The 11,552-nt window shown below is 29.2% G+C and carries 14 protein-coding genes and 1 tRNA gene; 9 read left to right on the top strand and 6 right to left on the bottom strand.

The window, feature by feature from the left end; genetic code table 11:
• The first annotated feature begins 38 nt into the window (after nucleotides 1-38).
• Nucleotides 39-284 carry a hypothetical protein gene (locus AXE80_RS06510; protein WP_068825571.1) on the top strand — a complete coding sequence of 82 codons (246 nt, stop codon included), beginning with the start codon at nucleotides 39-41 and terminating at the stop codon, nucleotides 282-284.
• Between the two features lie 3 nt (nucleotides 285-287).
• Here AXE80_RS06510 and AXE80_RS06505 read toward each other — a convergent pair whose 3' ends face one another.
• Entirely contained in the window at nucleotides 288-1,178 is an 891-nt protein-coding gene (locus AXE80_RS06505; RefSeq protein ID WP_068825569.1) for a LysR family transcriptional regulator, read from the bottom strand.
• A gap of 159 nt (nucleotides 1,179-1,337) precedes the next feature.
• Here AXE80_RS06505 and AXE80_RS06500 point away from each other — a divergent pair, with 159 nt between their 5' ends.
• The 5 genes from AXE80_RS06500 to AXE80_RS06480 all read left to right on the top strand — a co-directional run bounded on the left by AXE80_RS06500 (nucleotide 1,338) and on the right by AXE80_RS06480 (nucleotide 4,645).
• Nucleotides 1,338-1,949, top strand: a complete 612-nt coding sequence (locus tag AXE80_RS06500; protein ID WP_068825567.1) for an HPP family protein — start codon at nucleotides 1,338-1,340, stop codon at nucleotides 1,947-1,949.
• Nucleotides 1,950-2,141: 192 nt separating this feature from the next.
• Nucleotides 2,142-2,450, top strand: coding sequence for a hypothetical protein (locus AXE80_RS06495; RefSeq protein WP_068825565.1), 309 nt, complete (start codon nucleotides 2,142-2,144; stop codon nucleotides 2,448-2,450).
• A 57-nt stretch (nucleotides 2,451-2,507) separates the two neighbouring features.
• The gene (locus AXE80_RS06490) at nucleotides 2,508-2,816 is read left to right on the top strand and encodes a hypothetical protein (RefSeq protein WP_068825563.1); all 309 of its coding nucleotides are present in this window, start codon (nucleotides 2,508-2,510) and stop codon (nucleotides 2,814-2,816) included.
• 56 nt (nucleotides 2,817-2,872) lie between these two features.
• Nucleotides 2,873-3,181, top strand: coding sequence for a hypothetical protein (locus AXE80_RS06485; RefSeq protein WP_068825561.1), 309 nt, complete (start codon nucleotides 2,873-2,875; stop codon nucleotides 3,179-3,181).
• Nucleotides 3,182-3,316: 135 nt separating this feature from the next.
• A complete protein-coding gene (locus AXE80_RS06480) occupies nucleotides 3,317-4,645 on the top strand; it encodes a sigma-54-dependent transcriptional regulator (protein WP_068825559.1) in 1,329 nt (442 codons plus the stop codon).
• On the opposite strand, the gene AXE80_RS06475 is transcribed toward AXE80_RS06480, so the two are convergent.
• From AXE80_RS06475 to AXE80_RS06460, 4 genes are all read right to left on the bottom strand, one after another.
• Complete coding sequence (locus AXE80_RS06475) at nucleotides 4,633-7,092, bottom strand: ATP-binding response regulator (RefSeq protein ID WP_068825557.1); 2,460 nt, start codon at nucleotides 7,090-7,092, stop codon at nucleotides 4,633-4,635. The genes AXE80_RS06480 and AXE80_RS06475 overlap by 13 nt on opposite strands.
• 139 nt (nucleotides 7,093-7,231) lie before the next feature.
• Nucleotides 7,232-7,307 (bottom strand) — tRNA-His (locus tag AXE80_RS06470).
• Between the two features lie 66 nt (nucleotides 7,308-7,373).
• Complete coding sequence (gene bshB1 / locus AXE80_RS06465) at nucleotides 7,374-8,096, bottom strand: bacillithiol biosynthesis deacetylase BshB1 (RefSeq protein ID WP_068825555.1); 723 nt, start codon at nucleotides 8,094-8,096, stop codon at nucleotides 7,374-7,376.
• Between the two features lie 2 nt (nucleotides 8,097-8,098).
• Nucleotides 8,099-8,665: a glutathione peroxidase gene (locus tag AXE80_RS06460; protein ID WP_068825553.1), complete on the bottom strand. Its 567-nt coding sequence runs from the start codon at nucleotides 8,663-8,665 to the stop codon at nucleotides 8,099-8,101.
• Between the two features lie 102 nt (nucleotides 8,666-8,767).
• On the opposite strand from AXE80_RS06460, the gene AXE80_RS06455 reads away from it, so the two are divergent.
• From AXE80_RS06455 to AXE80_RS06445, 3 genes are read left to right on the top strand one after another with little or no spacing between them, the layout of a single operon-like run.
• Nucleotides 8,768-9,520 carry a Rossmann-like and DUF2520 domain-containing protein gene (locus tag AXE80_RS06455; protein ID WP_068825551.1) on the top strand — a complete coding sequence of 251 codons (753 nt, stop codon included), beginning with the start codon at nucleotides 8,768-8,770 and terminating at the stop codon, nucleotides 9,518-9,520.
• Nucleotides 9,504-10,031 carry a KdsC family phosphatase gene (locus tag AXE80_RS06450; RefSeq protein ID WP_068825549.1) on the top strand — a complete coding sequence of 176 codons (528 nt, stop codon included), beginning with the start codon at nucleotides 9,504-9,506 and terminating at the stop codon, nucleotides 10,029-10,031. Before AXE80_RS06455 ends, AXE80_RS06450 begins: the two co-directional genes overlap by 17 nt.
• Nucleotides 10,032-10,385 carry a hypothetical protein gene (locus AXE80_RS06445; RefSeq protein WP_068825547.1) on the top strand — a complete coding sequence of 118 codons (354 nt, stop codon included), beginning with the start codon at nucleotides 10,032-10,034 and terminating at the stop codon, nucleotides 10,383-10,385.
• Nucleotides 10,386-10,418: 33 nt separating this feature from the next.
• Here AXE80_RS06445 and AXE80_RS06440 read toward each other — a convergent pair whose 3' ends face one another.
• Nucleotides 10,419-11,459: an AI-2E family transporter gene (locus AXE80_RS06440; RefSeq protein WP_068825545.1), complete on the bottom strand. Its 1,041-nt coding sequence runs from the start codon at nucleotides 11,457-11,459 to the stop codon at nucleotides 10,419-10,421.
• Between the last annotated feature and the right edge of the window lie 93 nt (nucleotides 11,460-11,552).

The raw sequence follows: 11,552 nt of genomic DNA, 5'->3' as shown, positions 1-11,552 counted from the left end.
GAACAATAACAGGTATATTTGTCTTGATATTTGTTAAAATGAAAAAAATCTTTTGCTTTCTTATCGTATTAATTTCTTGTAAGGATCACCACGATCATCCTTGTGAAGACATCAATGATTATTACATTATGGAATTATACAAAACAAAGGGTGAAGATCAAAAAGAAAAATCTAAATTAATTTTAAAAGACTGGATTAAAGAATTGCGTGAACACAATTGCTCTCCAAATACTTATTACGAATATTATAAAGAAGTAGATGACAATTCATCTGTAACTTTTTAACTTTTACTTTACAGAAAACTGCTCTTTAAAATTCAATATAAAATCGTTGATATACTTTTTACTTTTATCAGCCTTTCTTACCACCAAATAATGAGTTCTTTTTAAGCCTTTGGCACCTATTTTATTAAAAACAATATCATCAGGAATTTTAAACAATTTTAAAGCCCACAATGGCATACAAGTAATACCAATATTGGCTTCTATCATTTCTAAAGCTACTTGGGTTAAAGGAACTGCCGATATTTTTAAAGGCATTATATTGTTTGGTTTTAACCATTGTTGATATACAGAAACCGTTTCTAAAGGATAAGAATGAATGATTAAATGCTCATTACTAAAATCTTTAGCCAATATGTTTTTTTTAAGATTTAGCGGATGTTCTTTATGCATAATAGCTAAAATTTCATCTTCGAAAAAAGGAATACTATACAACGAATCATCTTCTGGTTTTAAAGTAACAATGGCAATATCAATATCATTAGAAAGAATTTTCTGAATTGGGTGATGTGTGGCTTCTAAATTTAAATCTACTTCTATTTCAGGATACAACACTCCCATTCTTTGAATAAAACTAGGCAATCCATGGTAAAAAGAATAGCACTCCGTACTTACTTTAATAGTACCTATAGAGCCTGCTTGTATTTTTTTTATATCATTTAATCCTTTTTCAATACTATTTAAAACCGTATTTCCTAAATGATATAATTCAGTTCCTTCTTCGGTTAATTCCCATTTATTTCTTTTTCTAAAAAAAACTTTAAAGCCTAATTGTAATTCTAGTTCTTTTAATTGATGACTCAATGCAGATTGTGTTAAGAACAATTTTTCGGTAGCATTTGCTAAATTCCCTTCTTCTACAATGGTTTTAATTAACCTAAAATACTTTGTTTCCATGATGACAAAACTACGTAATGAAAATAATAAAAAATGGATTTTTAATTAATTTCAATCATGTATTAGAATTTTTCATTTTATAAAGAAAAAGAGTTGCTAAAAACTTTATACTTTCGACAGTTCTAAAAATTAAGTAACCTCCCATTCCTTTATTTTAGTATGAACAAACATAAACTTAAAAGAACCCTTAGGGTATCTAAGTATATTATTTACAGAGAAACGCTAATAGACTATAAAGAACATTTTTGGTCCTTTATAGGAGCATTTGTTGGTATTGGCTTAATAGCCTATTTACAATCTAAATTTTTAATAGATCAAGAAAATATATTACTGATAGGATCTTTTGGAGCCTCAAGTGTATTGATTTATGGAGAAATTCAGAGTCCACTAGCCCAACCAAGAAATTTGATTGGCGGACATGTTATTTCTGCTTTTATTGGAGTAACCATGTTTAAACTTTTTCCAGATACTATGTGGTTAACAGCATCGTTAGCAGTTGCTTTTTCTATTGTTTTAATGCAGTACACAAAAACAATGCATCCTCCTGGTGGAGCCACCGCTTTAATCGCAGTGATTGGAACAGAAAAAATTAAAGCTTTAGGCTATTTATACGTTATCGCTCCTGTATTAACTGGAACAATCATTTTATTATTAGTAGCATTAATTTTTAACAATATTACTCCTTATAGAAATTATCCAGCAAAAAGAATGACTAAAAGAAAGTTGTTTAAAAAGCTGTTTAAATCATATCAACAAGACCTAACTGTGTAAATTTTACACACCAAATCTGTTCAATTACACACTTTATACACAAGTGTTTTTTGTAATGGCACAACCTTAAAAACCCACAAACACCTACATAACAGGTGTTTGTGGGTTTTTGCTGTTAAAATGTTTTTTATTGGCACATTTCTTCCTTTATAGCTAGTGTAAATAATTAATAACAAATTAAAAATATCACAGATGAAAAAAATCATTTTATCAATCGCAATTTTAGCTAGTGGAGTATCAACTTATGCAATGACAAACCACGTAATTCCTGTTAACACAATTAATGTTGTTGTAAACGATGGATTTACAGAAGTGGCTGTAGATAAATTACCAGAAGCGGTAACCAATGCTGTAAAAGAATCTTATGCAACAGCAAGTATTGACAAAGCATTTATTAATGAGAATGGACAATACAAATTAGAACTTACAGTTGATAACGCTTCTAAAACTGTATATGCTGACAGTGAAGGAAACTTAATCAACTTAAACACTGCTGAATAATAATTATTTAGCAAACAACTTTTAAAATATAATAAATAATCATAAAATTAATTTATCATGAAAAAGATCATCTTATCAATCGCAATTTTAGCTAGTGGAATATCAACTTATGCAATGACTAACCATGTAACTCCAGTTAACACAATTAATGTTGTTGTAAACGATGGATTTACAGAAGTGGCTGTAGATAAATTACCAGAAGCGGTAACCAATGCTGTTAAAGAATCTTATGCAACAGCTAGTATTGACAAAGCATTTATTAATGAAAATGGACAATACAAATTAGAACTTACAGTTGATAGTGCTTCTAAAACTGTATATGTTGACGGTGAAGGAAACTTAATCAACTTAAACACTGCTGAATAATACTATTCAGTAAATAACTTTTAAAATATAATAAATAATCATAAAATTAATTTATCATGAAAAAGATCATTTTATCAATCGCAATTTTAGTAAGTGGAGCAACAACTTATGCAACCGCAGAAAATCTTACCCCATCAACATCAATTAACATCATCATGAACGATGAGTTTACAGAAGTAGCTGTAGATAAATTACCAGAAACGGTAATCAACGCAGTTAAAAAAGATTATGCATCGGCAACAATCAGTAAAGCTTTTGTAAACGCTAGTGGGCAGTATAAGTTAGAACTTACTGCTGATGATGCTTCTAAAACAGTTTACGTAGACAAAGACGGAAATTGGTTAGAAGAAAGTGCTGTTCAATAACAAGCATATATACATTACGGAGTAAAATCTGTAATTCACAAAAAAGGACGTTTTTAATTAAAACGTCCTTTTTATTTTTTTAAACACATTAAGTCATGATATCTTAATATTTTTGTAAAACCAAGTTACTACGATATGAAACAAATACTACTAATAGAAGATGATGTTACTTTTTCTAACATGTTAAAAAAGTTTATAGAACGTCATCAATATATTGTTGATGTAAGTTATAATATATCGGGAGCTAATAATTTGTTTAAAAAGAATAAATACGATTTAATTTTTACTGATTTGCGTTTGCCAGATGGTGATGGAATTTCTTTATTAAAACAAATAAAACAAGAACAATTTTTAACTCCTGTGGTGTTAATGACCAGTTATGCAGAAGTTTCTACTGCGGTGCAAGCAATGAAACAAGGTGCTTTTGACTATATTTCTAAACCTTTTAATCCTAACGAAGTTTTAGAGGTAATTAACAATGCTTTAGAAAACAAAAACCATGAAACCAAACCGCAAGCACCTACTAAAACTACTAAAGAGAATAACGATTTTGTAACGGGAATTAGTGCTGCTTCTAAAACTTTAACAGAATACATACACTTGGTTGCTCCAACCAATATGTCTGTGTTAATTACTGGAGAAAGTGGAACAGGAAAAGAAGTGGTTGCTAAAAATATTCACTTACAAAGCTTAAGAAAAGACAAACCTTTTGTTGCTGTTGATTGTGGTGCTATACCAAAAGAAATTGCCTCTAGTGAGTTCTTTGGACATAAAAAAGGTTCTTTTACTGGAGCTGTACAAGATAAAATTGGACATTTTGAATCTGCGAATGGAGGAACACTTTTTTTAGATGAAGTTGGAAACTTATCCTATGAAAATCAAATCCAGTTATTAAGAGCTTTACAAGAAAGAAAAATTAAACCTATTGGGAGCAGTACAGAAATAAATGTAGATATAAGATTGGTTACTGCTACAAATGAAAACTTATTAGAAGGAGTAGAAAAAGGAACTTTTCGTGAAGATTTATACCACAGATTAAATGAATTTTCTATTGAAGTCCCTAGGTTAAAAGATAGAAATGATGATTTAGTTCTATATGCTGATTTCTTTTTAAATAAAGCGAACAAACAATTAAATAAAAACGTTGTAGGGTTCTCTAAAGAAGTTTTAACTCTTTTTCAGAATTATGATTGGCCAGGAAATCTTAGAGAGTTGTCAAACGTTATTAAAAGAGCTACTTTGTTAACTTACGGAGAGTTAATTAAAGCTACTTCTTTACCCAATAAATTATCGGAGACCAATAACTCTAAAAATTTATCAGAAAACTTTTCTACTCAAGAAAACGAGAAAGAACTTATCATTAGTGCTTTAAGAAAAACAGATAACAACAAAACCCATGCAGCAAAATTGTTAAACATTACTAGAAAAACTCTTTACAATAAAATGAAATATTACAATTTGTGATTTAAGTAATTTTCTAAAGAAAAAATAAATTCATCTAACTCTTTTTCTAGTGCCATAAAAACTTCTTGATCTATAAATTCTGTAGTTTCTAATATTTCTAAAAAAGGAACAATATTTAATACTTCTAATTGCTTAAACATGGTTAGCATTTTATGACTAACATTATTTATTTCTTGAAGATTGTTTTCTTTTATACTTTTTTCAAGAATAATTTTATTGTTTTTAGTATCTCTTAAAAAAACGGATAATGTTTGGTGAATAGCTGTTTTATCATCATTTAAAAAGACACTTAAAGTATCTAGGTTAAAATGATTAGGTTTCTTAAAATTTTGAGATTTTACTTTTTGCTCATTAACACTAGTTGCTTTAAAAAACTTTAATAAAACCGATTCTAATTGGTTAATACTAAAAGGTTTTGTTAGTACTTCGGAAAAACCATTTTCAAGATAATCTTTTACTGATAAATTTGATCGACCAGTCATGGCTACAATAGGTTGATTTTTATAATTATCGTGCTTTTTTAATACCTCCATAAAATGAATACCATTCATTTTAGGAAGTTGAATATCTGTAAAAACCATATCAAAAGAAATTTGGTCTATTGCATTTAAAGCTTTTTGAGCATTTTCAAAAACATATAATTCAATACCATATTGCTTAAATAAATCCTTTAGTAATTGTTGCATAGAAACATCATCTTCTACAACTAATACTTTGATATTAAAGTTTAATTGTGATGCTACAATTTTTTCGTTATTTATAGGTTCGTTAGACAAAACAAGAGGTAAAGAAAAAACAAAAGTACTCCCTACTCCAAGCTCACTCGTTAACTTTAAATCACCGCCTAATAATTCAGATATTTTTTTAGAAATGGTTAATCCCAAGCCAAAACCATTATAATTATTGGTATTGTTATTTTTAACTTGAGTAAATGGTTTAAAAATATCTTCTTGACTTTCTTTATCAATTCCAATACCTGTATCTATCACAGAAAGGTGTAACATCTTTTTATCATTGTCTACAACACTTTTAAGAGTAATGCTTCCTTGTTCTGTAAATTTACATGCATTGGCCACCAAATTGTACAAAACTTGCTTAATTCTAAAAGGATCACTCATTATGAGGCGCTCTAACTTTTTATCATATTCTATAACAAAACTGATGGGTTTGTCTTGAATTAAATTTTCGGAATGATTGGTAATTTCCTTCATCAATTTTTCTAAATCAAAAGGAACAGACGTTGTAGAAATTTTATTGTTTTCAATATTAGAAAACTCTAAAAGATCGTTAACCAACCTTTGCATATAGGCAGATGCATTGTAAATATGATCTATATAATTAATTTCTTTTGTGCTGTTAATTGATTTTAAAAGCAGTTCGCTATACCCAGAAATAGTGCTTAATGGGGTGCGTAAATCATGGCTAACCATAGATACTATTTGTGCTCTACTTTTTAAAAGAGCTGAACTGGTTTTATTGGCTTCTTCTAGTTTTCTTCTGTAACGTTCATTTTTCCAAAAATCATTTAAGAAAATAATAGAAAAAATTAAAATAATCACAAAACTAATTCCAACTGCAAACAAAATAATGCGTTTACTTTTGTTTAAAGAATTTTCTCTTTCTTGGTTAATTGTTTTGGTGCTTTTAATTATATCACTTTCTAGTGTTTGTAGTAGTTGACGTAGTTTTTTTGAAATAAGTATGTCTTTTTCTATTAAATCACGTTCTTTTCTTTCTATTGATTTACGATTCTTTTCAATGTCTTTTTGAGCTTCACTTAAAAGAGTTTTAGAGATAATTAATAAGGAATCTATTTGTGCTTTGTTAATATTACTAATATCCTTTTCATCAGGATTTAATTTGTTTAACATTTTAACATAATCTTTTAAATAAAGATTAGAGGGTGTTTTTTTATCGTAAAAATCAATATTTTCTATAAAGTCTGTGATGAAAATTTTATCAAAATTTGCTGCGGATTGATTCCCTAGTATAGAGTCCATTGAGCTTAATTTATTGATGACAGTATCAATAGATTTTTCTGAATGATTGTTTTGTTTTAACCGCTTTACAGCGATGATATTATTTAATTTATGATCTATAATTAATTTAATGCTATCTAAAATATTTTTCTGAAAATCATTATTAATCATATGATTTAAAGAATCTATTTTTATAGATAATTGCTTGTTTTCATCAGTGTATTCTTTAATTTTTCTTGAAGATCTAATCTGAATTGCTGCTCGTGATAAGTTTTCGTTTTCGTAAATACTAGCTATTATACTCCCTACCTTAATAATTTTACTTCTATCAGAAATATCCTGCTTTTGTATTTGAGTAAAATTATCAATCTCAGAAATAATTAAAATACCCGCAATAGTGGCCAAAACACCAAGAATTATATAGCCGGATAAAATTTTAAAAGTAATACTGTGCTTTGGAGATCTCATGTTTTAGAAAGTAGTTTAAAAACTGATGCTTATTATTAATGTAAGGATTCTGTACAAAAACAATGCTAAAAATATAGAGCATAAAAAAACGGTTTAAGAATTAACTTAAACCGTTTATAGTAAAGAGTTTTCAACTCTTGGGTGGAAGACCGGATTCGAACCGGCGACCTCCTGAACCACAATCAGGCGTTCTAACCAACTGAACTACAACCACCATTTGCGCGCTTTCGCGTTAGCGGTTGCAAATATAAGATGTTTCTTAGTTTCTACAAAGAAAAAAATTAAAAAATATCAGATAAATTTTTAACCGTAACGTAACGTTCTGTGGTAAAGCCTTCTGCAAATTCTACTCCAGATAATCTTCCTAAATCTCTGGCTCTATAAATAACGCTGTCAATAAAATTTTTACTTGTAATTGGCGATTCTGGCTCATTACTATTAGGGTCGTAGAATTGAGATTTAAATGCTTTGATAGCATTTTCTTTTACATCTATAAAATCAGTAACATCAACCACAACATCTGGTTCTATATTTTTCCACTGTATATAATGTAATACCGTTCTAGGTCTCCAGGCTTCCTGTTCTCCATAACCTATATCCGTTTTAATAGCTCTTAATCCTGATAAAAAACAAGCATCAGAAGTTAATTTACTTGCTTTAGCATGATCTGGATGTCTATCATCAATCGCATTACACAAAACGATATCTGGCTGATATTTACGGATAATCTCTACTATTTTTAATTGGTAATCTTTGGTGTTTTCTAAAAATCCATCAGGAAGTCCTAAGTTTTCTCTTACCATTACACCTAATATTCCTGCAGAAGCTTCTGCTTCCATAGCTCTAATTTTAGGGGTTCCTCTTGTGCCTAACTCTCCTTTAGTTAAATCTAAAATTCCAACTAATTTTCCTTCTGCAACTTCTTTAGCAACAGTTGCCCCACATCCTAATTCTACATCATCTGGGTGTGCCCCTATGGCTAATATATCTAATTTAAAACTCATATTTATTTTGTTATCCAAGCAATTACACTTGGGTCATTTGGTTTTGTTTGTGGATTTATAATCATTTCTAACTTTCCATCTCTACCAATTAGGTATTTCTGAAAATTCCATTTTACTTTAGAATCTTTATATCCGTTAAATTGTTTCTTAGTTAAAAACTGGTAAATCTCTGCTTGATTTTTTCCTTTTACATCAATTTTTTCCATCATGGGAAAAGTAACACCGTAGTTTAATTCACAAAACTCAGCAATTTCTTTGTTTTCTCCCGGTTCTTGACGCATAAAATTATTGGCAGGAAATCCTATAATTACAAAGTTTTGATCGTCTTTATATTTAGTGTAAATTTCTTCTAATTGTTTGTATTGTGGTGTTAGTCCACATTTAGAGGCAGTGTTTACAATCATTATTTTTTTTCCTCTTAAAGTAGAGAAATCAAAAGAGTTTCCTTGAATATCTTTTACTATAAAATCATAAATAGATTTTTTAGTATTCGTAATCAAAGTTTTTTGTCTTTTAAAAGCGTAAATCCCCATTAATAATACGGGAACAACAATCAATAAAAATTTCATAAGCAATTTGTGTTTATTGTTACTCAAAGATACACTTCCCCTTTATTGAAATCAAATCTAATTTTTTTCTTCTAAGTGAAAAATGTTCTTATTTTTGGCTTTATGATAAAAGTAAGTATAATTGGTACGGGTAAGGTAGGAACCCATTTGATTAAGGCTTGTATTAACAGCCCTATGGTTCAATTAGTAGAAATCTACAATCGCTCTTTGGAGGGCTTAGAATTATACAAGGGGCTAACTCCTACTACTACAGTATTAAAAGATTTAAAAAAAGCCGATATTTATATTGTGGCTTTGCCTGATGATGTGATTAAAACTTTGGATTTATCTCATTTATCAGGATTAATTGTACATACTGCTGGTACCAAATCTTTTAAAATTCTTAACGCTCCTAGACGTGGCGTATTTTATCCTGCACAAAGTTTTAGTAAAGAAAAGAAAATCAACTTTAAAGGAGTGCCTGTTTGTATAGAAACAGAGTTCGTTGGGGATTATGGAGTTTTACAGAATTTTGCTCATATGATTGCTCAAAACGTTTATGAGTTATCCGAAGACAAAAGACAAAAACTACATTTAGCTGCTGTATTTGCTAATAACTTTAGCAATAGAATTATGGGAATTGCTTATGATCTTTGTAAAGAACATAAAATTGATTTTCAAATTCTACAGCCTTTATTACAAGAAACTTTTTTAAAAACACAAATTTTACCACCTAAGGTAGCTCAAACAGGGCCAGCACTTAGAAATGATATACAAACTATAGAAAAGCATTTAAATCAATTAAAAGGTACAGATAAAGAAGTATATCAAATATTAACAAAATCAATACAAGAAGACCATGGCATTAAGTTATAAAGAATTATTAAACGATATTAAAGCATTTATTTTTGATGTAGATGGTGTTTTAACCAATGGAATGGTAACTATTTTTCCGAATGGTGAATTGGTGAGAAATATGAATATTAAAGATGGATATGCTTTAAAATCTGCTGTTGATGCAGGTTATCCTGTTTGTATTATTTCTGGTGGAAGTAACGAAGGTGTTAGAACAAGATTAGAAGGTTTAGGGATTAAAGATATTTATTTAGGAGTGCATGATAAGATTGAAAAATATCATGAAATTTTAGAAAAACATCAATTAAACCCAGAAGAAATCGTTTATATGGGTGATGATGTTCCTGATTATCCTGTGATGGAATTGGTTGGAATGCCTTGTGCGCCACAAGATGCAGCTCCAGAAATTAAAGCCATTTCTAAATATGTATCTCCAAAAAATGGTGGAGAAGGTTGTGTACGTGATATCGTAGAACAAGTATTGCGTGTACAAGGAAAATGGAACGGAAAATTCTATGCTAAGTTTGATTAAATGATTGTTTCTATAGGCGAATTCAAATTAAAAAAACTCACCTTATTACCTGAGTTTTTAAAGCTGTCTAAACAAATTTACAATCAGGCACAAAACAGCAAAGGCAACTTAAAAGCCCAACTAGATAACAAAGGAATTAAAACATTTTATTCTTTTACCCATTGGGATAGCATGGAAGATATGTTAGCTTTTGTACATACTGATTTTCATGGAAACGCTTTAAAAGAAACTGAACGCTTGTGTAAAGAAGTTTCTTTTTTACATTATGAAACTGATGAATTTGTTGATTTAACAAGTGCCAAAGAAGCATTAAAAAAGAATTCCCAAACCAGAGTTATTAAATATGAATCCTAAATTTTTTAGTTTCAAACTTTAAATCATCTGTGTTTACTTTTTAGCAACATCTCCAGCCATCAAACTGGATATTACATGATATTTAGGAAATTGGTCTAAAATAATTTTAATAATTACTGTAATTGGAATTGATAAAATCAATCCTGGAATTCCCCAAATAAATCCCCAAAGCATTAACATTACTAAAATAGTAATTACGTTTATAGAAAAAGTTTTCCCCATAAAAATAGGTTCTAAAACACTTCCAAAAACTACTTGTACGCCAGTAATTGTTAACACAAAAAATAACAAAGTACTCATTACTTCTATTTCTACCAAGGCAAAAACAGAAAGCAAAACAATAGAAACTATAGATCCTATCATTTGAATAAAGTTTAGTAAAAAAGCCAATAATCCCCAGAAAATAGGGAAACTAACATCAAAAAAGACACAAGCCAAACTAAAACCAATTCCCGTTAGTAAACTAATTACAAACTTTACTTTTATAAAAGTTATAATGTCCTTCTCTATTTTTCTAAACGTTTTTACCGATGCGTATTTGTATTTAAAAACCGTATTGTTTAGTAATTTCTCAGTATCAATAGAACCTGCCAATAACAGAATTGCAAAAAACAAAGTCATTAAACTCATAGATACTACATTTCCTACAAAATCTAATGAAGGAGCAATTTTCTCTATTAAGTTCCCACCGTTTAAATAATGATTAACAAGAGAATCTCCCTCTACCCTTACCACTCCTAAATACTTTTCTATCATGACTACCAAATCCACTATTTTGGTTTCAGCTTTCTGAAAAAAAGTACTATTTGCTTTGATTATTTCATTACTAGATAATTTTACCAGCTCTAATCCTATTTTACCAACCCCAGCAATTACTAAAATAACCGCACTAATTCCAATAAATTTTGGAGCACCTTTTCTGTTAAACCATCTCATTAAGGGTAAAAAAAGCAAAGCAATAAACATCGCCAATACTAAGGGTATAAAAATAAAGGACAAGGTTTTTAAAAGAAAAAATATAAACGGAATTACTATAATTAGTAATAGCATATTGGTGGTTCTAGTGTCTCTCATTTTTTGGTATTATAACCTAATTAATTATTCATTAAAATACGAGGTCTAAAATAATGAATTAAGAATTATAAAAGCAGCTTTATTTCGTTTGTA

It is taken from the genome of Wenyingzhuangia fucanilytica, from assembly GCF_001697185.1.
Classification (GTDB): Bacteria; Bacteroidota; Bacteroidia; order Flavobacteriales; family Flavobacteriaceae; genus Wenyingzhuangia; species Wenyingzhuangia fucanilytica.
Note: the sequence above shows the minus strand (reverse complement) of the source record. Positions and strands in the feature narration are given on the sequence as shown.

What these genes read in the sequence shown, in the direction of transcription:
- AXE80_RS06450 (WP_068825549.1), top strand. Translation starts at nt 9,504, where the DNA reads ATGGCATTAAGTTATAAAGAATTATTAAACGATATTAAAGCATTTATT.
- AXE80_RS06485 (WP_068825561.1), top strand. Translation starts at nt 2,873, where the DNA reads ATGAAAAAGATCATTTTATCAATCGCAATTTTAGTAAGTGGAGCAACA.
- AXE80_RS06490 (WP_068825563.1), top strand. Translation starts at nt 2,508, where the DNA reads ATGAAAAAGATCATCTTATCAATCGCAATTTTAGCTAGTGGAATATCA.
- AXE80_RS06495 (WP_068825565.1), top strand. Translation starts at nt 2,142, where the DNA reads ATGAAAAAAATCATTTTATCAATCGCAATTTTAGCTAGTGGAGTATCA.
- AXE80_RS06440 (WP_068825545.1), bottom strand. Translation starts at nt 11,459, where the DNA reads ATGAGAGACACTAGAACCACCAATATGCTATTACTAATTATAGTAATT.
- AXE80_RS06510 (WP_068825571.1), top strand. Translation starts at nt 39, where the DNA reads ATGAAAAAAATCTTTTGCTTTCTTATCGTATTAATTTCTTGTAAGGAT.
- AXE80_RS06460 (WP_068825553.1), bottom strand. Translation starts at nt 8,665, where the DNA reads ATGAAATTTTTATTGATTGTTGTTCCCGTATTATTAATGGGGATTTAC.
- bshB1 (WP_068825555.1), bottom strand. Translation starts at nt 8,096, where the DNA reads ATGAGTTTTAAATTAGATATATTAGCCATAGGGGCACACCCAGATGAT.
- AXE80_RS06455 (WP_068825551.1), top strand. Translation starts at nt 8,768, where the DNA reads ATGATAAAAGTAAGTATAATTGGTACGGGTAAGGTAGGAACCCATTTG.
- AXE80_RS06505 (WP_068825569.1), bottom strand. Translation starts at nt 1,178, where the DNA reads ATGGAAACAAAGTATTTTAGGTTAATTAAAACCATTGTAGAAGAAGGG.
- AXE80_RS06500 (WP_068825567.1), top strand. Translation starts at nt 1,338, where the DNA reads ATGAACAAACATAAACTTAAAAGAACCCTTAGGGTATCTAAGTATATT.
- AXE80_RS06475 (WP_068825557.1), bottom strand. Translation starts at nt 7,092, where the DNA reads ATGAGATCTCCAAAGCACAGTATTACTTTTAAAATTTTATCCGGCTAT.
- AXE80_RS06445 (WP_068825547.1), top strand. Translation starts at nt 10,032, where the DNA reads ATGATTGTTTCTATAGGCGAATTCAAATTAAAAAAACTCACCTTATTA.
- AXE80_RS06480 (WP_068825559.1), top strand. Translation starts at nt 3,317, where the DNA reads ATGAAACAAATACTACTAATAGAAGATGATGTTACTTTTTCTAACATG.